General features: G+C 64.5%; 16 protein-coding genes. 15 read left to right on the forward strand and 1 reads right to left on the reverse strand.

What is annotated here, in order from left to right; all coding sequences use genetic code 11:
- From ACIQT2_RS12230 to ACIQT2_RS12245, 4 genes are all read left to right on the forward strand, one after another.
- Entirely contained in the window at positions 1-1,761 is a 1,761-nt protein-coding gene (locus tag ACIQT2_RS12230) for a hydantoinase B/oxoprolinase family protein (protein WP_402946673.1), read from the forward strand.
- Between the two features lie 79 nt (positions 1,762-1,840).
- Positions 1,841-2,974: a Gfo/Idh/MocA family protein gene (locus ACIQT2_RS12235; RefSeq protein ID WP_402946675.1), complete on the forward strand. Its 1,134-nt coding sequence runs from the start codon at positions 1,841-1,843 to the stop codon at positions 2,972-2,974.
- A 186-nt stretch (positions 2,975-3,160) separates the two neighbouring features.
- Positions 3,161-5,122, forward strand: a complete 1,962-nt coding sequence (gene iolD, locus ACIQT2_RS12240) for a 3D-(3,5/4)-trihydroxycyclohexane-1,2-dione acylhydrolase (decyclizing) (protein WP_402946677.1) — start codon at positions 3,161-3,163, stop codon at positions 5,120-5,122.
- 78 nt (positions 5,123-5,200) lie between these two features.
- Positions 5,201-6,556 carry an aldehyde dehydrogenase family protein gene (locus ACIQT2_RS12245; protein WP_402946679.1) on the forward strand — a complete coding sequence of 452 codons (1,356 nt, stop codon included), beginning with the start codon at positions 5,201-5,203 and terminating at the stop codon, positions 6,554-6,556.
- 60 nt (positions 6,557-6,616) lie between these two features.
- Here ACIQT2_RS12245 and ACIQT2_RS12250 read toward each other — a convergent pair whose 3' ends face one another.
- A complete protein-coding gene (locus tag ACIQT2_RS12250; RefSeq protein ID WP_402946681.1) occupies positions 6,617-7,801 on the reverse strand; it encodes a Gfo/Idh/MocA family protein in 1,185 nt (394 codons plus the stop codon).
- Between the two features lie 188 nt (positions 7,802-7,989).
- On the opposite strand from ACIQT2_RS12250, the gene ACIQT2_RS12255 reads away from it, so the two are divergent.
- The 11 genes from ACIQT2_RS12255 (at position 7,990) to ACIQT2_RS12305 (ending at position 21,000) form a co-directional block, all read left to right on the forward strand.
- A complete protein-coding gene (locus ACIQT2_RS12255; RefSeq protein WP_402946683.1) occupies positions 7,990-8,757 on the forward strand; it encodes an SDR family NAD(P)-dependent oxidoreductase in 768 nt (255 codons plus the stop codon).
- Positions 8,758-8,810: 53 nt separating this feature from the next.
- Positions 8,811-10,568 (forward strand): IlvD/Edd family dehydratase, encoded by a 1,758-nt coding sequence (locus ACIQT2_RS12260; protein WP_402946685.1) that lies wholly within the window; start codon positions 8,811-8,813, stop codon positions 10,566-10,568.
- 9 nt (positions 10,569-10,577) lie between these two features.
- The gene (locus tag ACIQT2_RS12265; protein ID WP_402946687.1) at positions 10,578-11,624 is read left to right on the forward strand and encodes a D-2-hydroxyacid dehydrogenase; all 1,047 of its coding nucleotides are present in this window, start codon (positions 10,578-10,580) and stop codon (positions 11,622-11,624) included.
- Positions 11,625-11,656: 32 nt separating this feature from the next.
- A complete protein-coding gene (locus tag ACIQT2_RS12270; RefSeq protein WP_402946689.1) occupies positions 11,657-13,117 on the forward strand; it encodes an APC family permease in 1,461 nt (486 codons plus the stop codon).
- Positions 13,118-13,143: 26 nt separating this feature from the next.
- Positions 13,144-14,154, forward strand: coding sequence for an inositol 2-dehydrogenase (iolG, locus tag ACIQT2_RS12275; RefSeq protein WP_402946691.1), 1,011 nt, complete (start codon positions 13,144-13,146; stop codon positions 14,152-14,154).
- A 408-nt stretch (positions 14,155-14,562) separates the two neighbouring features.
- Entirely contained in the window at positions 14,563-15,378 is an 816-nt protein-coding gene (locus ACIQT2_RS12280; protein ID WP_244266496.1) for an ATP-binding cassette domain-containing protein, read from the forward strand.
- Positions 15,375-16,373 carry an ABC transporter permease gene (locus tag ACIQT2_RS12285; RefSeq protein WP_402946694.1) on the forward strand — a complete coding sequence of 333 codons (999 nt, stop codon included), beginning with the start codon at positions 15,375-15,377 and terminating at the stop codon, positions 16,371-16,373. Before ACIQT2_RS12280 ends, ACIQT2_RS12285 begins: the two co-directional genes overlap by 4 nt.
- A 68-nt stretch (positions 16,374-16,441) precedes the next feature.
- Positions 16,442-17,410, forward strand: a complete 969-nt coding sequence (locus ACIQT2_RS12290; protein WP_402946696.1) for a sugar ABC transporter substrate-binding protein — start codon at positions 16,442-16,444, stop codon at positions 17,408-17,410.
- A 127-nt stretch (positions 17,411-17,537) separates the two neighbouring features.
- Entirely contained in the window at positions 17,538-20,474 is a 2,937-nt protein-coding gene (locus ACIQT2_RS12295) for an FAD-binding and (Fe-S)-binding domain-containing protein (protein WP_402946698.1), read from the forward strand.
- The gene (locus ACIQT2_RS12300; RefSeq protein ID WP_402946700.1) at positions 20,475-20,672 is read left to right on the forward strand and encodes a hypothetical protein; all 198 of its coding nucleotides are present in this window, start codon (positions 20,475-20,477) and stop codon (positions 20,670-20,672) included. It abuts the gene before it with no gap.
- 130 nt (positions 20,673-20,802) lie between these two features.
- Positions 20,803-21,000 carry a hypothetical protein gene (locus ACIQT2_RS12305; protein ID WP_144663148.1) on the forward strand — a complete coding sequence of 66 codons (198 nt, stop codon included), beginning with the start codon at positions 20,803-20,805 and terminating at the stop codon, positions 20,998-21,000.
- Positions 21,001-21,018: the final 18 nt, after the last annotated feature.

A 21,018-nucleotide genomic window follows, 5' to 3' on the forward strand; every position in this document is an offset into this window, starting at 1 on the left:
GTGACCCGCGAATTCGATCCCGTAAAGCTCTCGGTCCTTGCCAACGCATTCGACGGCATTGTCCGCGAGATGACCAGCGGCCTGCTCCGCTCCGCCCGCTCGTCCGTGATCAACACGGCCCGCGACTTCTCCTGTGCCGTGCTGACCGCGGACAACCAGCTGCTCGCCGCGGCCGAAGGTGTGCCGGTGCACGTCTTCGGTGCCGGCCCGCTGGGCGAGGACATGGTGGAACTGCACAAGGACATCCGCGAAGGCGACGCGTTCCTGCACAACGATCCCTACATGGGTAACTCCCACGCAGCGGACCACGTGATCCTGGTGCCCATCTTCATCCAGGGCCGCCACCTCTTCACCGCCGTGACCAAGGCCCACCAGGCCGACTGCGGCAACTCGCTTCCCACCACGTTCTTCGCCACCGCGCGGGACGTGTATGAGGAAGGCGCGTTGATCTTCCCCTGCGTGCGGATCCAGCGCGACTACACGGACATCGATGACATCATCCGCATGTGCCGGTCCCGCATCCGTGTTCCGGACCAGTGGTACGGCGACTACCTGGCCTCCGTCGGCGCCTCGCGCATCGCCGAGCGCCGCATCCACGAACTCGCTGAAAAGTTCGGCGTGGATGACCTGGTGGACTTCGTGGACGCTTGGTTCGACTACTCCGAGCGCCTCACCGCCAGCGCGATCGAGAAGCTGCCCGAGTACGTCCTCCACGGCACCTCCGCCCACGATCCGTTCCCCGGTACCGGCCCGGAGGGCGTGCAGCTTCAGGCAACCCTCGAGGTGAAGCCCAAGCAGGGCAAGGTGGTGATCGACCTGCGCGACAACCCGGACAACCTCCCCAACGGCCTGAACCTCACCAAGGCAACGGCCACGGGCGCCGCGCTGGCCGGCATCCTCTCCGGCATCCCGGAGAACCTGCCGAGCAACGCCGGAACCTTCCGCCGCGTCGAGGTGCTGCTGCGCGACGGCTGCGCCGTCGGTGTTCCCAAGCACCCGTACTCCTGCTCTTCCGGCACCACGAACCTCGCTGACCGCGTGGTCAACATCGTCCAGGCCGCTTTCTCCCAGATCGACGACGGCTACGGCACCGCCGAGGGCGCGGCCGGCCAGGCACCCGCCAAGTCGGTCATCTCCGGTACGGACGAACGCAACGGCAACCCCTACGTCAACCAGATCCTGGTGGGCGGCGTCGGCGGCCCGGCAACGCCGTACGTTGACGGCTGGCCCACCTACCAGCGCCCCGTGTGTGGCGCCCTGCTGTACCACGACAGCGTGGAAGTGGACGAGCAGCGCTACCCGATCCTGGTCCACGAACGCACCCTGGTGGCCGACTCCGGCGGAGCCGGACGCCAGCGCGGCGGACTCGCCACTCGCGTCACCATGGAGCCCCGCGGCGAGAGCGTCACCCTCACCTACGGCATCGAGGGCAAGATCAACCCGCCGAAGGGTGTCCGCGGCGGCCACGACGGCGCAGAGCCCTCTGCCTGGGTGGAAGACCTCAAGACCGGCGAACGTCGTGAAATTCCCGTGGTGGGCCGCTACGACCTGCAGTCGGGCGAAAAGGTTGTGTCCATTACCCCCGGCGGTGGCGGCTACGGCGACCCGTTGGAACGCGACGTCCTGGCAGTGCTCGACGACTACCGGGAGTCACGCGTGACGCTCGAAGCAGCGGCGGCACATTACGGCGTGGTCATCACCGATGGTGCCATCGACGAGGCAGCCACGGCGAAGACCCGCGAGGAACGCCTGGCCGGCTAAACGACAGCTATCGCAACACATCCCGGGGCGAGGTATCCTCGCCCCGGGATGTTCCAACCATCATTAAACGGAGATTCACATGGAACCCATTCGAGTCGGCATCATCGGCGTCGGAAACGTCCTCAACCAATACCTGGACAAGATCGGCGTCCACCCTGACGTCGACATCGTGGCGCTCGCGGATGTGAACCCCGAGGCCGTGCGGAAGCGCGCCGCCGAGTACGACGTTCCCAAAGCACTCACCCCCGACGAGTTGCTGGCGGACGAGGACGTGGAACTCGTCCTCAACCTCACGCCGCCCAAGCTGCATGCCCCGGTGACCCTGCAGGCCATCGCGGCCGGCAAGCACGTCCTCTCCGAGAAGCCCTTCGCCACCTCCCTTGAGGAAGCGAAGGAGATCCTGGACGCGGCACGGGAAGCGGGCGTCAAGGTTGGCTCCGCGCCCACCACCTTCCTGGGCTCCGGCATGCAGACCAGCCGCAAGCTCATCGACGACGGCTGGATCGGTGAGCCTGTTGCGGCTTTCGCCTCCTTCGCCTGCCGCGGTTACGAGCACTGGCACCCGAACGTGGACCCCTTCTACAGCCCCGGCGCTGGCCCCATGCTGGACATCGGACCGTACCTCATCACCAACCTGGTGAACTTCTTCGGCCCCGTTTCCCGCGTCTCCGCGACCACGCCGCGTTCGTCCGAAACCCGTCCCCGCCCGGGCAAGGACGGCGAAGTCATCCAGATCCAGACCCCCACGCACGTCACGGGCACCCTCGATTTTGAGTCCGGCGCCACAGCTACGGTGATCGTCAGCTGGGACATCTGGAACCACAACCTGCCGCACCTGGAGATCTACGGCACCGGTGGTTCCCTGGCCGCACCGAACCCGGACCACTTCTCCGGCGCTCCCGTGCTGCGCCGCGGCGAGCCGGGCGACCTCGCGCTGGACATGACGCCGCCCGGCGGCGGAGACTGGCGCGAAACGCCTATCACCCACCGGGACGACGCCTACCGCGGCATCGGCCTGGCCGAATTCGGCTACGCCATCCGCAACGGCGTGGAACCCCGCACGGGCGGCGACTTTGCCTACCACGTGCTGGAAGTGCTCCTCGCCTTCGAGGCATCCTCGGAGCAGGGCAAGCACATCGCGATCGAAAGCACCTGCGAGCGGCCCCGGCCGCTGCCCTCCGTGGGACCGCAGGAGCCTTACCGCTTCGACTAAGACAAGCAAAAACCAACAGCAGCCGACGGCGGTACGAACGTACCGCCGTCGGCTGCTGTTTTTTCGTGTCCGGACAGGTGGCCGCGTCCCAAACTGGGACACTACTTTGCCTCTCCCCGGTGAAAACCTGATGTTCGGGCGAATCGGTTTGCAAATGCCGACGCACCTACGAATTTAGGAGAACGCATGACTAGCACAGCCGCTGCTGATATCGGCACCGAGGTCAATATCGCAGCCGATAAAAAGGCCGTCCGCCGCCGCACTGTCGCACAAGCGATCATCGAGTATTTGCAGGTCCAGTACAGCGAACTCGACGGCGAACAACGCCGCCTGATCGCCGGCATGTACGGCATCTTCGGGCACGGCAACTCCGTGGGCCTGGCCCAGGGCATCGATGAGTACGGCGTGGACTTCCCGCACTACCAGGGCAAGAACGAGCAATCCATGGTCCATGCGGCCATCGGCTTCGCCAAGGCCTCCAACCGTGCCGCCACCCTGGCTTGCACGGCCTCCGCCGGCCCGGGATCCACCAACATGGTCTCCGGTGCCGCCACGGCCACCACCAACCGCCTCCCCGTGCTGCTGTTCCCGGCCGACATCATCAACAACCGGTTCGGTGACCCGGTGCTGCAGCAGATCGAGCACCCGGTGGAACGCGACGTGTCCGCCAACGACTGCTTCCGCCCGGTCAGCCGCTACTTCGACCGCATCACGCACCCTGCGCAGTTGCTGTCCACGCTCCCGGAGGCCATGCGCGTCCTCACCGACCCCGTGGAAACCGGTGCCGTGGTGGTTTGCCTGCCGCAGGACATCCAGGGTACGGAGTTCGACTTCCCGGAGTCCTTCTTCACCCCGCGCGTCTGGCATATCCGCCGTCGTCCGGCTGTTGAGGACGAGCTCCGCGACGCCGCGGAAATCATCCGCAACGCCAAGCGCCCGCTGCTGATCGCCGGTGGCGGCGTCCGCTACTCCAAGGCGCAGGAAGAACTGGCGCGTTTCAGCTCCGGCTTCGGCATCCCGGTCTCCGAGACCTACGCGGGCAAGGGCAGTGGGCCCCTCACCGACCTCAACCTCGGTGCACTGGGCGTGACCGGAACCGTGGGCGCCAACGAGATCGCCGATGGTGCCGACTGCGTCATTACCGTGGGCTCGCGCCTGCAGGACTTCATCACTGCCTCGCACTCGCTGTTCCAGAATCCGGACGTGAAATTCGTGAACCTCAACGTGGGCTCGTTCGACGCCCACAAGATGGGCTCGTTCCCCGTCATCGGCGACGCCAAGCTGAACCTGGCCGCCCTGGGGGAGCGGCTCGCCGCCGTCGGGTACTCGACGTCGGACGAGTTCCGCAGCGACATCGCGGACGCACGCAAGGCCACGCTGGAAGTTCGCAAGCACGACCTCCAGGATTTCGCCGGCGAACTGATGAGCCAGGCGCAGGTGATCGACGTCCTCAACAAACGCACCACCAGCGACGACGCCCTGATCCTGGGTTCCGGCGGTGTGGTCGAAGGCATCCACAAGGCCTGGGACCCGTCCAACGGCACCGAGATCCACTTCGAGTACGCCAACTCCTGCATGGGCCACGAAATCCCCGCAGGCTTGGGTTACCGGATTGCCCGCGATGACGCGCCCGGCGAGGTGTACGTCCTGATTGGTGACGGCACCTACTTCATGCAACCCACTGAACTGGTCACGGCCGTCCAGGAACGCAAGAAGATCATCACGATCGTCATCGACAACCGCGGCCACCAGTGCATTTGGCCGCTGCAGGTTGCCAAGGGTGGTCCGGGCCGCGAATTCGGCACCCAGTACCGGGAACGCAGCAAGGAGTCCGGCCGCTTGGACGGGGCGGTACTTGAGTTCGACATCGCCGCCAACGCGGCCAGCATGGGCTGTGCGGCATGGTCCACGACGACGGTCGAGGAGTTCTCTGCCGCCCTCACCGAGGCGCAGGAAGCCGAGGGTCCCGCAGTGATCGTCGCCCGGGTGGAGCCGTGGCGCTACCTGTCCGGCAACGGCGCTTTCTGGGACGTCGGAGCTCCGATGACCTCGGAGCGGCCGGCCACCTTGGAGGGTGCTGCAAAGCACCTCAAGGGCCGTGAGCGCCAGCGCTTCTACGCTGCCACCACCGCACCTGAAACGCGCTAAGCGCACCGGGCGGGACCGCTCCATCCAGCGGTCCCGCCCGTCTCTTTTACGGGATTAATAGACCAAGGAGCATTCATCATGAGCGCATTTGCCGTTACTGATCCGGCCACCGGAACCATCCACGCCGAGTACCCTGCAGCCACCGACGCAGAGGTGGAAGCCGGGCTCAGCGCCGCACAGCAGACGTACCAGGAGTGGTCCCGCACCACCACAGTCGCCGAGCGCGCTGCCCTGGCCAAACGCCTCGCGGAGCTGTTCGTTGAGCGCAAGGACAAGCTCGCCGCCATCATCAACCGCGAGATGGGCAAGCCGTTACAGAAGGCCGCTGGCGAGGCCGAGTTCTCCGGCTCCATCGCTGCCGCCTTCGCCGAGCACGCCGAAGAATGGTTGGCCGATGAGCAACTGGAGGTAGCCGACGGGCTGCGGAGCTTCTTCCGCTACCAGGGCCTCGGCGTGATCCTGGGCATCATGCCGTGGAACTACCCGTATTACCAGGTGGCACGGTTCGCGATTCCCAACATCATCCTGGGCAACACGGTGATCGTCCGGCACGCCAGCCAGTGCCCGGAGTCGGCGCTGGCGTTGGAGGAACTGTTCCGCGATGCAGGCTTCCCGGAGGGCGCCTACGTCAACCTCTTCGCCACGCACCAGCAGATCTCCACCATGATCGCGGACGACCGCGTCCAGGGTGTCTCGCTGACCGGCTCCGAGCAGGTGGGAGCGATCGTGGCTGAGCAGGCCGGACGCGCGCTGAAGAAGTGCGTCCTGGAGCTTGGCGGCGCTGACGTGTTCCTGGTGCTCGATACGGACAATGTGGACCTTGCGGTGAAGAAGGCCGTCATGGGCCGCATGGGCAACACTGGCCAGTCGTGCAACGGTTCCAAGAGGATCGTGGTGCTGGACAAGTACTTCGACGAGTTCTCGGAGAAGTTCAAGGCTGCCATCGCCAGCCAGTCCTACGAGAACGGCGACTTCGGTCCGATGTCCTCGGATTCGGCCACCAGGTTCCTGGCTTCCCAGGTACAAGGCGCGCTGGATCAGGGCGCCGAGATCCTGGTGGGCAACAACGAGCCACAGGGCAACGTGTTCACCCCCACCGTGATTACCAACATCACGCCGTCCATGGACGTCTACAGCGAAGAACTGTTCGGTCCCGTGGCCCAGTTGTACAAGGTCAGCAGCGACGCCGAAGCGATCAAGCTGGCCAACTCCTCGCCGTACGGCCTGGGTTCGGTCGTGATTTGCGACGACGTTGAACGCGCCGAGCGCGTCGGTAACCAGCTCGACGTCGGCATGGTGTTCGTGGGTGCGTACGACCTCAGCGGTGCTGACGTGCCGTTCGGTGGCGTCAAGAAGTCCGGGTACGGCCGCGAACTGGGCAAGGTGGGCATGCTGGAATTCGCCAACAAGAAGCTGTTCCGCTTCGCGAAGTAGGTCCTGATACACAAGGAGGCCGGATCACTCTGATCCGGCCTCCTTCTTTGCCCTGGAAAGCTAGGCCCCGTACGTGGTGTTCCCTGTGACTTCCGGGACCTCCACCCAAGCTGAAGACTCTGCGCTGCGCAGCGAGGCATCAACCAGCTCCGATGCCGACCAACCATCGGCCACAGAGGGGCCGAGCTGCTTGCCTTCGGCGACGGAGCGCAGGAACAGCGCAGCCTCGATCGTCTTCAGATCGTTGAACCCAATGCCAGGGCCGGCATTCGGCTGGAAGCGCCCGAACTCACCGTAGGACGGCGGCGTCATGATGGTCCGGTAACCACTGCGGTCCGTGGCGACCTCCAGCTGGTTCATCCGCTCGAAGTTCCAGCGGACGGATCCTTCCGTTCCGTAAACCTCCACAATGTATTCGGCGTGCGGGCCGATCGCCACGCGCGTTGTCTCGAACATGCCCACTGCACCACCCTCGAACCGGGCAAGCATGGCCGTGTAGTCCTCGTTCTCCACCTCACGGGTCACATCCGAAGCTTCACCCTTGTCGAAGGAGTTCGACGACGTTCCGGCCGGCAGCGGACGTTCCTTGATGAAGGTTTCCGTGACCGCGTTGACCGAGGTAATGCGGCCAACCAGGAACTGGGCCAGGTCGAAACCGTGGCTCAGGATGTCGCCCAGGACGCCGGAACCAGCGCGCGCCTGCTCGTAGCGCCAAGTGAACACCTGGGTCGGGTCCGAGGCGTAGCTGGTCAGCAGGCGGATCTGCACGTTGGTCACCTTGCCCAGCGCCCCGGAACGGATCAACCGTCGGGCCTCGGCGATGGCCGGGGTGTGCCGGTAGTTGAAGCCCACCGAGGTAATCAGCCCGGCAGCTTCGGCGCCCTGGGCGATCTCCCTGGATTCCCGGGCACTGCGGCCCATGGGCTTCTCGATCCAGAAATGCTTGCCGGCTTCGATGGTGGCCAGGGCGATTTCGTGGTGCAGGAAGTTGGGGGAGCAGATGGAGACGACGTCGACGTCCGGGTTCTCCAGCACCTTCCGGTAATCGGTGGCCGTTTCCTTGTAACCGAGCGCGTCCTCGGCGTGGTGACGACCGGCGTCGTCGGGGTCTGCGGCGATCACAAGCTCGGGGTGGCGCGGCAGTTCCGGGAAGAACTGCTTGGTGGCGAGGTAGGCGCGGGAATGCAGGCGCCCCATCCACCCCACCGAGATGAGGCCAACGCCAATGCGGTTCTGGTCTTCCAAAGTGGACTCCTTAGTTTGTGCCGCTCTCCGGCGGTGCTGTGCCGCACAGAAAGGCGGCATCTGCGGATCAGCCTATGGACGCCAGGAGTGTGCGCTGTGTCTCAATCTGAGACATCCGGCGAAGGCCTCCGGCTGTTTGAGTAGAACGTACTAGTCCAGTAACGCCAAGAAAGAGGAGCCTGTCGACGATGATGGACCGCAGCACGTGGAATCGAACGGAACCCCTGCGGGTGCTCGTCACAGGCGCGACGTCCGGCGTCGGAGAAGCGACCGCAAAACTCTTCGCAGCGCGGGGTGCGCGGGTGGCCCTTTTGGGGCGCCGCGCCGGAGAGCTGCAACGGGTTGCGGAGGAGATCGACGGCGGTGCGCGCCAGGTGGTTGCCGACGTCGCCGACGCCGAATCGGTCCGGAACGGTGTCCGGGGAGCGATCCACTCCCTCGGCGGGCTCGACGTGGCAATCAACGCCGCGGGGGTCGCCGGCTACGCGCCGCTCGAAGACCTGGACGAGCACCGCTGGCGCGAGGTCCTGGACACCAACCTCTCCGGTACCTTCTACGTCGCCCGGGAAGCGGGGCTCCACCTGCGCCGGTCCGGGGGAGGGGCAATCGTCAACGTCGCGTCGGACCTCGCCACCATGGGCGTCGCCGGGCTGGCCCACTACTGCGCCGCCAAAGCCGGCGTCGTGGGACTCACCAAGGCGCTCGCCGTGGAACTGGCGCCCCATGTCCGAGTCAATGCCGTGTGCCCGGGCCCCATCGATACCCCCATGTTGCGGTCAGGACTTGAGTCCGAACCGGACCCCGTCCTGGCCCTCCAGCAGAAGGAAAGCACCGTGCCGCTCAACCGCCTCGCCGATCCGGAAGAAGTGGCGGCAGCCATCTACTTCCTGGCGGTCGAAGGCACCTTCGCCACCGGCACCAGCATGGCGTTCGACGGCGGCACGTCCGCCGCGTAGCTGGCCTCACCCACGTCTTTACAACGAGCACAAACCAAGGAGCTTTGAAGGATATGTCCGAGTCGAATTACAACGATCTCCGCAGCGCACGCTGGTTCGCGCCGCACGACCTCACGGGATTCGTGCACCGCACCGCGATCCAGGCCGAAGGCTTCTCGCGCTTCGCCATCAAGGACCGGCCGGTCATTGGTATTGCCAACTCTTGGTCGGAGCTGGTCAACTGCAACATCCACTTCAAGCTGCTGGCCGAGGCCGTGAAGCGCGGCGTCCTGATGGCCGGGGGTTTGCCGCTGGAGTTCCCCACCATCTCCCTGGGCGAGAGCCTCATGAAGCCCTCCGCCATGCAGTTCCGCAACCTGATGGCCATGGACGTGGAAGAATCCATCCGGGCCTACCCGCTGGATGCGATCGTGCTGCTGGGCGGCTGCGACAAGACTGTTCCTGCCCAGCTCATGGGCGCCGCCAGCGCCGATATTCCCACCATCATGCTGACCGGCGGCCCCCAGGAGCCGGCGCACTTCCGGGGCAAGCAGCTGGGCGTTGGCACGGACACGTGGAAGTACGCGGACGAGCTGCGTGCAGGCAAGATCACCGAGGCCGACTTTGACGAGCTCGAATCCGCGGCCAAGCCCTCCGCCGGACACTGCAGCGAAATGGGCACGGCGTCCACCATGACGTCCCTCGTTGAAGCCCTGGGCATGTGCCTGCCCGGCACTGCGTCCATTCCGGCCGTCGATTCACGCCGCGGGCAGGCAGCGGAAGCCACAGGCCGCCGGGCGGTGGAAATGGCCGTGTCGGGCCCGAAGCCCAGCGAAATCCTGACCAAGGAAGCGTTCGACAACGCCATCACGCTCCTCATGGCCGTGGGTGGCTCGACTAACGCCGTGGTCCACCTCCTGGCCTTGGCGCGGAGGGTTGGCTACGAACTGCAGCTGGACCGTTTCCATGAAATCTCCCAGCGGACCCCGCGGATCGTCAACGTCCGCCCGTCCGGTGAGTACCTGGTGCAGCAATTGTTCCAGGTGGGCGGCATCTCCACCGTTCTCAAGGAACTGACACCACTCTTGAACAAGGATGCAATCACGGTCACCGGTGAGTCCCTCGAAAAGGGCTACCGTAACGCACCCGAGCCGGATGGCGTCGTCGTCAGTAAACTCGAGACGCCCTTTGACGTCTCAGGAGGCATCGCCGTCGTCCGTGGTTCCCTGGCCCCCAACGGTGCCGTGATCAAGCGCAGCGCCGCCTCCAAAGACCTGCTGCAGCACAAGGGCTCGGCAATTGTCTTTGACGACATTTACGATCTCGGACGGCGGATCGACGATCCGGACCTGGACATCACCGAGGACTCGGTCCTGGTGCTCCGCAACAGCGGTCCGGTCGGCGCGCCCGGCATGCCGGAGTGGGGCATGCTGCCCATCCCAGAGAAGTTGCTGCGCCGCGGCATCCGCGACATTGTGCGCATCTCCGACGCCCGCATGAGCGGCACCGCATTTGGCACAACCGTGCTACATGTCTCGCCCGAGGCCGCGGTAGGTGGTCCGCTGGCGATCGTCCGCGACGGCGATCCGATCGTGCTGGATGTCGAGAACCAGCGGCTGGACCTGGACCTCCCCGAGGAAGAAATCGAGGCCAGGCTGGCGGAGCTCAAGCTGCCCGAGCCCAAGTACCGGCGTGGCTATGGACGCTTGTTCATCGACCACGTCAACCAAGCGCACGAAGGCTGCGACTTCGACTTCCTCAAGGGCCTGCCGGATGAGGAGCCCCAGCGGCTGCCCTACGGCCTGATGAGTGGCTGGCAAGGCGGCTGGTAGGAGGCCGCAATGACGAAGACGACCAACCAGGAGGAAGCAAGCGTGTCACGACCTAAAGTGATTGTTATTGTCCAGGAGGGCCGTCCGGTGCCTCCCGTAGAGCGCCTGAAGGATGACGCCGACGTGGTGGTGGTCCGGACGGCGGAAGAGTTCCGTGCCGCGCTGCCTGGAACGGAGATCCTGTTCCTCAACGACTTCCGCACCAAGCTGCTGCGCGAGGTGGGACCCGGGGAGTTGCGCTGGATCCACACCTCCAGCATCGGCGTGGACAGCCTCATGACCCAGGAGATCATCAACAGCGACATCGTGGTCAGCAACTCGCGGGGTGTCTGTGAACGCCCCATCGCCGAGTGGGTCCTGGGCGTGCTGCTGATGTTCACCAAGGACCTGCGCCGCACCATCGAGCTGCAGCAGGCCCGGACGTGGCAGCATCGGGAGACCGAGCCGCTGCTGGGCCGCAAGGTGCTGGTGGTAGGACCGGGTCCGGTGGGGCGCGAAACTGTGCTGCTGCTGCGTGCTGCGGGAATGGATGTGACCGTCGTAGGGCGGTCTGCCCGGGACGACGCCCAGCTCGGAGCGATTGCTTCTTTCGACGAGCTGGATGTGCTCCTCGGCGAGGCCCAGGACGTGGTGCTCACCGTCCCGCTCACTGAGGAAACCCGTGGGCTGTTCAACGCGGCCCGCTTCGACGAGATGCGTCCGGGTGCCCGCCTGGTCAACGTGGGTCGTGGAGCCGTGGTGGTGGAGCAGGACCTGCTCGATGCGATCGATGCGGGGCACCTGGGCGCTGCGGCCTTGGATGTCTTCGAGAACGAGCCCTTGGCAGCCGAAAATCCGCTGTGGAGCCGCAGCAACATCCTCGTCTCGCCCCATGCGTCCGGGGACCTGATTGGATGGCGGGGCCGTGTGGTGGACTGCTTCGCGAAGAACCTCCAGCAGTGGAAAACGGGCCAGCCGCTGAACGACGTCGTCGACCTGAAAAAGCTGGGCGGAACCGCTCCAAATACGGTGTCCCAAGCTGGTACAGTGCTCCCACAATCCGCGTCGGTAGTGTGATTCAGCACTCTAAATTTCGTGACGAGGATTACATGTCTAGCTCAACAAAAGGGAAGCCGATAGCGCCTACCCAGACCCAGGAACACAAGCTCAGCGGCAACATGGGGGTGGGCGAGCTCGTGATGAACGTGCTCGCCTTCTCGTCCCCGCTGACCACCGTTGCAGGCACCCTGCCTGTGATGCTCCTGTTCAGCGGCCACACCGCTCCCGGAATCTACCTCCTGGTGACGTTGATGCTGCTGATCTTCTCGGTAGGCTTCGTCAAGATGAGCCGGAGTGTCGAAGCGCCCGGCGGCTTTTACTCCTTCGTCACAGCGGGCCTTGGAAAGCCTGCGGGTCTTGGCGGGGCCCTCCTGGCCCTGGTGGGGTATGTCTTCATCGGCTTCTTTGCGCCGTCCCTGTTTGCCCTGACGCTGCAGAGCTTCGTGGTAAACACCCTGGGCGGCCCGGACATCCCGTGGTACTGGTACGGGCTTGGCATCATTGCCGTCACCACCCTGCTGGCCTACAACCGCATCGACTTGTCCGCGAAAGTACTGACGGTCGTCATGCTGCTCGAATCCGCCGTGGTCATCATCTTCGACGTCGCCGCGTTCGCTTCCGGTGACGTTTCCCAAGGGGTCGGATTCTCCATGCCGTGGATAACCGACGCCGGATTGGGCCTCGCGCTGCTCTTCGCTGTTGGCAACTTCTTCGGCTTCGAAGCGACAGTCATTTACCGCGACGAGGTCAAGAATCCGGACCGGACCATTCCCCGGGCAACCTACTTGGCCGTCGTCGGCATTGGCCTGTTCTACGCGGTTGCCGCCTGGGCATACACGGCCTTCCTGGGAGCGGACAACGTCCAGGAAGAAGCCAAGGCGAATACCGTGAACCTGTTCAACGACGGCGCAATTGCGTTGGTGGGCAAGATCTTCGCGGACATCGGGGTGGTCCTGCTCATCACCTCTATCCTGGCCTCGATGCTTTCCATCCAGAACATCGCTGCGCGGTACAGTTTCTCGCTTGCCGCTGACGGCGCGCTTCCGAAGGCCCTGGGCCGGGTGCACCCGCGGCATAAGTCCCCTTACATTTCGGCAGTGGGCGTGGGCCTTGTCTGGGCTGTGGCCACCGTGGTGTTCACTCTGGTGGGAGTTGCTCCCGAGGCCCTTTACCCGATCGCCAGTGGCAGCGGCACGTTCTCTGTCCTGCTCCTGATGTTCATCACAAGCTTCGCCGTGCTGGTGTACTTTGTCCGCCGCCGCAGTTTCGCTCCGGAATCCGTATGGAAGACCATTGTGGCGCCGATAGTCAGTGTGATCTTCCTTGGCCTGATTACCTACCTGGCAATCGCGAATTACCCTGAGCTGATCGGCGGCTCCATGGTCATGACGGCCATTTTCATGACCTTCACTTTCGCCTTGTTCATTGGCGGAATTATCTACGCCTATTTCCTGCGCTCGAAGCGCCCGGATGTTTATGCGCGCCTGGGCCGGCAGAAGATCGAGCAATAAACCACTTCAACATCTGGAGACCTGCAATGACGCAACAGATCAGGGTTGGCCTGTTCGGGACCGGCAGGATCGGTCAAGTGCATGCCATGAGCCTTGCAACACTCGACGAAGCAACGTTGGCCTGGGTGTGCGACCCCTTCATTGAGGGTGCCAAGCGAACGGCCGCCGAGTTCGGAGGCCGCGTGAGCGATGATCCGGAGGAAGTGTTTGCCTCCGGGGAAGTCGATGCCGTCATTGTCGCTTCGCCGACGGCCACCCACGTGGACTTGATCGAACAGTCGATCGACGCCGGCATCCCGGTGCTGTGCGAGAAGCCCATCGACCTGGAGATCGGGCGGGTTGACGCGCTCCGGGCGAAGGCGGCTGCCACGGATGTGCCGATCGCCCTGGGCTTCAACAAACGCTTTGACAGGCACTTCGTGGAGCTCAGGCGGCGTGTGGGGGCCGGCGAGATCGGTGCCCTGGAGCAGCTGATCATCACCAGCCGGGATCCAGGGGAGCCCCAGGCAGCCTATCTGCCCCAGTCCGGCGGAATTTTCCGGGACATGACCATCCATGACCTGGATGTGGCACGTTATTTCCTTCCGGACATCGTGGAGGTCTCGGCCCGGGGTGCCAACGTCTTCAGCGACGGCATCCGGCAGGCGGGCGACTTCGATTCCACCGTGGTCACCCTCCGGGGTTCCAAGGACGAACTCGTGACCATCTTCAACTCCAGGCATTCCGCGTATGGCTACGACCAGCGCATCGAGGCCTTCGGATCCACCGGCCTGCTCCAGGTGGCCAACAAGAACGACAGCCTGGTGCGGCATTGGGGTGCCCGGTCCGTCGAGGGGGCAGGACCGTACCAGAACTTCTTCCTGGAACGCTACGCGGAAGCGTACCGGCTGGAAGTCGCCGAGTTCCTCCGCGCGGTCCGCGGCCTTCCCTCCCGGAGCCCCGGCTTCGAGGACGGCCGTGCTGCCTTGATCCTGGCCGACGCGGCGGAGAAGTCCGCCCGGACTGGAGCTGCCATAGCCGTGGAGCTGTCCGCGTAGCCCGTTGACTGCCCGGTTTGGGCACGGATTCTTTCGCAACAATCCGTGCCCGGACCGGGCTTTGTCCTTTTAACGACTTAATGACTTATCGGCTTATCAGCAAAGAATTTGTTTCCCGCAGCAACAATTCCGGCGGGTCCGTGTTCCAAAGTGGCACACATACCGGGTTATCCCATCCGTCAAAGTTCAAGTAAGTGAAACAGTGTGGCGGAGGTCACGCAGTTATGGGGCTTTCTTGAATGACCCCGGATTCTGCAAAGTCGAACAACGTTGTTTGATGGTCCATCGCCAAAGGTGTTTCACCGGTTCATTTGCATGGCCCTATCAAACGAGGATGAGATGACCGACGCACCACCGGCGACAACTCCACTGGTCGCCCTAAAGGACATACACAAGACATTCGGGGCGGTGTCCGCTCTGCGCGGAGTCAGCATCGATGTCATGCCCGGCGAAACCTTCGCTCTTCTTGGAGACAACGCCGCCGGCAAATCAACGCTCATGAAAGTTCTGACGGGCGTCTACCAGCCCGATCGGGGCTCGATCGAGCTGGACGGGAAGGCCACCGCGTTCCCCACCCCATCGGCATCCCGGGACCAGGGCGTCGAGATGGTCTACCAGGACTTCGCCCTGGCCGACAACCTGGATGTCCGGACCAACATCTTCCTGGGCCGCGAGCCCCAGAAGAACATCCTGGGTCCGCTGCTGAGGATCATCGACAGGAAGAAGATGGAATCCGAGACCAAGCGCGTGCTGGAGCGCCTGGACATTCCCATCAACCCGCGGCTCAAGGTGAAGCGACTTTCCGGCGGCCAGCGGCAGGCTGTGGCGATCGGACGCGCACTGGCCTTCGACGCCCGCTTGATCATCATGGACGAGCCCACCGCGAACCTGTCGGTGGCCAAGGTGGACAAGCTCATCGAGGTCACCCAGCGACTCAAGGACCTGGGCATCGCGGTCATCATCATTACGCACCGCCTCGACGAAGCCTTCGCAGTGGCGGACCGCTTCGCCGTCATGCGCCAAGGGCAGGTAGTGGGACGCTTCCGCGTGGGCGAGGTCTCCGAGGCCCAAGTGGCCCACCTGATTTCCCACGGCACTTTGGACGACTACGTCGACCACGGCAGCGGCATTCCCGAGGACCGCCGCAAGATCGGAAGCACATCATCCATGGAAACCGTTGATGCCTTCTCCGCACGCGGTACCACCAACGGGAGCGACTCATGAGCATCACCATGGACAACCTCAAGACCAAGCTGGGTCCCGCCGACCTTAAGGAAGGCCTCACCGCCACCAAGGTCAAGCGGTTCATCGGGGACTACGGAATCATCATCCTGTTCGTGGTGATCCTCGTCTTCCTCGCCGCAGCGGCCCCGAACTTCCTCACGCTGAACAACATCGTGAACGTGGTCAGGCAGTCCTCGATCATCGGGCTGATCGCGTTGGGAATGACCTTCATCATGATCACGGCAGGAATCGACCTGTCCGTGGGATCGGTGGTAGGCCTGGCCGGCATGACCTTCGCCCTGCTGGCCCCCGCCAGTGGCGGAGCCTTCTGGCTGCCGCTGGTCGCCGGCCTTGGCGTCGGCCTCCTGGTCGGTTTCCTCAGCGCAGCCATGGTGGTCTGGGGAGCCATCCTTCCCTTCCTGGCAACGCTGGCCACCATGGCCATAGCCCGCACGGCGGCGTTGGTGATCACCGATGGCCAGGTTGTCTCCGGCCTCAGCGGACCGGCTGAATGGCTGGGATCCGGCTTCCTGGGCCCCATCCCGGTTCCCGTGATCATCTTCCTGGTCGCTGCCATCATCTGCGAGTTCGTACTGAGCCGTACCAAGTTCGGTTCGCACGTCTACGCCGTGGGTGGCAATGAGGAATCTGCCAAGAAGGTCGGCATCTCAACAGGCCGGGTGCTCTTCATGGTCTACCTCATCGGTGGCGTTACAGCCGCCCTGGGTGGCCTGGTTCTCACAGCCCGTCTGGACGGCGCCGCACCGGTGGCAGGTACCGGTTACGAACTCCAGGTGATTGCCGCCGTCGTGATTGGCGGAACGAGCCTCTTTGGTGGCGTCGGCACCATCCGCGGAACCGTCATCGGCGTGCTCCTGCTGGGCGTGGTGATGAACGGCATGAACCTGATGGGCGTTTCCTCCTACTTCCAGCAAGGCGTCCAGGGCGTGATCCTGGTTCTCGCCGTCCTGCTGAACCGCTGGAAGTCCGACTGACCCGCGGAAAGCACCAACAGCAACAACAATCTCCCAACGCACAGACAAAACCACTGAAAGGAACAACCATGGGTATGCGACGTAAGATCGCCGCGGCGGTCGCCATGATGGCAGCGGGGGCACTGACCCTCACCGGCTGCGCGGGAAGCAGTAACGCGACCAGCAGCGGCGGGGCGGCCAAGACCTACAACATCGGCGTTGTGGTCCTTGACCTGCAGGACCCGGACCTGGCCCACATGACGGACGCCATGAAGAAGACCGCGGATGAAAAGGGCGTCAAGCTCAACATCACCGACTCCAAGAAGGATGTTGGCAGCGAACTGAACCAGGTTGAGGACCTCCTCACCCGGCAGGTGGACGCCGTCATCATGCAGCCCTTGGATGGCGATGCCAGCCAGAACGCGGCCAAGCGGGTCATTGCGGCCAACATCCCCCTGTTCATCCTGTCCACCGAGTTCGCCGAGGGCTCGGATGTTGGCTACAAGAGCTACATCGGCGTGGATGACACGGTGGCCGGCCAGATGCAGGCCGAATACCTCAACAAGCTGATGCCCAACGGCGGCAACCTCGTGTTCGCAGCTGGCATCTACGGCGCCTCGTGGACCGATCGCCGCAAGTCCGGCTTCGACAAGACCATCAACAAGAACTTCAAGATCGTGGCGGAATTCCAGGCCAAGGGCAGCCGCGATGACGCCAAGCGCAACATGGAGGACACCCTGCAGCGCTTCCCGTCCGGCCAGATCGATGCGGTTGTTGCCAACAATGACGAGATGGCCATTGGTGCCGCCTCCGCCATTGCCGACGCGGGCCGCACTGCCGAGTTCAAGGCCGTGGTGGGCGTCGACGGCACCGAGCCGGCGCTGCAGGACATCAAGGGTGGCACCATGTCCGCTACCGTCCGCCAGGACTCTGCGGGCCAGGGCGTCAAGGCCGTTGAGGTGGTCACCGACTTCCTCAACGGTGGAAACGTGGACAACCGCTACACGCTGCCGTTCACGCTCATCACCAAGGACAACCTGTCCGAGTTCCTGAAGTAACCACTTCCGGACCAAGGAACGGGCACAGCGGATCCCTCCGCTGTGCCCGTTCTGTTTTGGCACACTCCGCCGGGGTGCCGTCCTGCCTAAACTTCCAGCGGACCACTACGAATTGGAGACGGCGAACATGCCCCACGGTGACGATGGAGACACGAAAGCAGAGCAGTTGCTTGCCGCCTTGCGCGCGCAGGGCATCGAGGTGGATGACTCTCCGCGAAGGCTCTCCGAATACTCCTACGATGCTTCCAACTACCGTGTCCGGCCAGCCGCCGTCGCCTTTCCGGCAAGCATCAAGGACGTCAGGAAAGTGTTGCGCGCCTGTTCCACGCTTGGCGTCCCGGTCACCGCACGCGGCGGCGGAACGTCCATGGCAGGCAACGCAATCGGCCAATCCTTGGTGATCGACCTTTCGCGCCGCCTTACCTCAGTGGGAGAGCTCGACGGCGGCAAGGCGGCGGTCTGGGCGGACGCCGGCGTCATCCTTGGCGAACTGCGCTCCTACGTCGAGAAGGCGAGCGGCGGGGAGTTGACCTTTGCCCCGGACCCTTCATCCATGACCCGGGCCACCATTGGCGGCTCCATCGGCAACGACGCCTGCGGAAACCACTCAGTGGCCTACGGACGCATGACCCAGCACGTGCAGGAAGTGGAACTCGTGACGGCGGACGGAGCGCACCTGCATGCGGGACGCGACTTCCTCCGGGCCGTGGACGCGGGTGACCAGCACTCCGTCGCCAAGGCCGCGGAACTGCTGGCGGGCCTGAAGGAGTTGGCCCAAGCCAACCTGGCCCCGCTGCGGGTTGAGCTGGGGAACATTCCCCGGCAGGTCTCCGGCTACCACCTGGGGCACCTCCTGCCGGAGAACGGCCTTGATGTGGCGGCCGCCTTGGCGGGCAGCGAAGGCACGTGCGCCCTAGTGGTCCGGGCCAAAGTGGGATTGGTGCCGAAGCCCCGGACCACGGCGCTCCTGTGCCTTGGCTATGCAAACACCATCGACTCTGCCCGCGATGTGATGACCATCCTTGCTGCCAAGCCCAGCGCCATCGAGGGCCTGGACGCCTCGATCGTGGACATCATGCGCCACCGCCGGGGTGCCGCCAGTGTGGACTCCCTCCCGCAGGGCAAGGCGTTCCTGATGGTTGAGTTCCCGGCGGACAGCATCGAAGAAGCCGCGGCTGAGTGCGACCGGCTGCTGGAGAAACTCACAGCCGATGGCCGCGTGGTGGACCACGCGATCGTTACCGAGCCGGCAGAACGGGCCAAACTGTGGCGGGTCCGCGAAGATGGCGCAGGACTTTCCTCGCGCAGGATCGACGGAGTCCAGACCTGGCCCGGCTGGGAGGACTCCGCGGTCGCTCCCGAGCGCTTGGCGGACTACCTCGCGGAACTGCTGCCACTCGTGGAGAAATACGGCTACACGGCCTTCATGTACGGGCACTTCGGTGCGGGCTGCGTCCACATGCGCCTGGATTACGACCTCCGAAGCGATGCTGGCCGGGAGTCCTTTGAGAACTTCACCCGCGAAGCAGCGGCCCTCGTGGTGGCTCACGGCGGCTCGCTTTCCGGGGAACACGGGGACGGCCGGGCACGCAGCGAACTGCTGGACGTGATGTATTCGCCCGCGATGGTGGGCATCTTCAAAGCGTTCAAACACCTTTGGGATCCTGCCGGAATCCTGAACCCGGGAATCATCGTGGACCCCGAGCCCTTCGCTGCCTCGCTGGCTCTCGAAGGCGTGCCCCTGCCGGGGCCCGCGCACGGTGAGCCTTCCACGGCGCCGGGTGCCGCCGTCGTACTTTCTTCCGAAAACCGCAGCCTGCTCCCGGTGGTGAGCCCGTTCGTCGGCAACACCCACGCGTGCATCGGCGTGGGCCGCTGCCGGGCGACCACCGGCGGTTTCATGTGTCCCAGCTACCGCGCCACGAAGGACGAGAAGGACTCGACGCGGGGCCGGGCCCGTGTCCTGCAGGAACTGACCCGCACCAAAGGCACCAGCCACGGCGGCTGGTCCAGCCCCGAGGTGCGGGAAGCGCTGGATCTGTGCCTTTCCTGCAAGGCCTGCTCGGCCGACTGTCCCACGGGGGTGGACATCGCTGAAGCCAAGTCGGAGCTGGTGGATGAGCACTACCGCGGCAAGTTCCGGCCCTTTACGCATTATTCGATCGGGTGGCTGCCGCGGTGGCTGCCGCTGTTGACGCGCATCGCACCCCTCGCCAACGCGGGGACCGGCTTCCGTCCGTTCCGTTGGGTGGGTGAAAAGCTGGGCGTCAGCGCACGACGGCGGCTGCCGGACTTCGCGCCGTCGGGCCGCATCCGGCGGCGGGTACGGGAAGCGCAGTTCACGGACAACGCGGACGTCCTCCTGTTCATCGACAGTTTCACCCGAGCCTTCCGTCCCGAGGTGGTCCCGACCGCCGCCCGGGTGCTGCGCGACTCGGGGAGCTCCGTGGGCTGCACGCCGGACGCCTGCTGCGGGCTGACGTGGATCTCCACCGGACAGCGCGACGGTGCCCGGCGCCGCTTGGCCCGGTTGATCAGCAGGCTCGACGACGGCACGGACCGGGACATTGTTGTGCTGGAACCGAGCTGCGCGGCAACCATCCGCGACGAGGGGCCCAAGATGGTGGGCGGGGCGGCGGCCGCGCGGGTGGCTGCCAGGGTCCGCTCGTTCTCCGTGGCAGTTGACGAGGCGATCAAGCGTGGCTGGAGGCCATCCGCCGTTCCACCCGAAACCGCCGTCCTGCAAACCCACTGCCACGAGCACGCCGTGTTTGGTTCGGGTGCCCAGAAACGGGTCCTGGAGGCATGGGGCGTGCCGAACCTCGTGGAATCGTCGTCGTGCTGTGGAGTGGCCGGAAACTTCGGTTTTGAGGCCGAGCACTTCGACATGTCCATGAAGGTGGCTGAACACTCCATGGTGCCGGCGCTGGAGAGCGGTGACGGGCTGGTGCTCACCGATGGGTTCAGCTGCGCCATGCAGGTCTCGCAGATTGATCCCGAGCGCTCCAGCAAGCATCTGGCGATTGCCCTGGATCCGCTGAGCGCCAAGTGGACGGAGGACTAAATGGTGTACCTCGGTATTTTCCTCATCCTCGCAGCGGCCGGACTGCGTTTGGCGGGCGGGCATTTCGCGGGGTCGTCCCGTGAAGCCCGGTCCACCGCCAGCTTCCGCGGCGTCCATGCGGTTCCTCTGGGAGCGGCGGCCTTCCTGGTTGCGGCGAGCGGTGTATTTATCGCCGCTGCGGGCATCAGCCTGGGCTGACTTGCGGCCGTCGCGGGCTGTGTCCAGAAGGTGGCCCAACCGTGTCCCAAACTGACACGGTTGGGCCAGGGTCCCGGGACGGATGCTGGAAGTAACCCAATAACCCCACCTACTTTGAGAGTTGATCTCGATGATGAACAAGAAGCTCGCACACGGACGGCACGTCGAGTGGCTGCGGGCGTCGGCACACTTCAACGAAACCGATCTCGGCGAACGGACCGACCTTCAGCTGAAGCGCTCCGGGAAACTTGTTCACCGCCTCCTTCAGGACATGGCAGAAGGCCGCGATACCAGCGACGCCTCGCCCTGGCCGACGCCTGGCTCCTGACACCCATAATCTGCGGTC

This window comes from Paenarthrobacter sp. NPDC090522 (assembly GCF_044769225.1).
GTDB lineage: Bacteria > Actinomycetota > Actinomycetes > Actinomycetales > Micrococcaceae > Arthrobacter.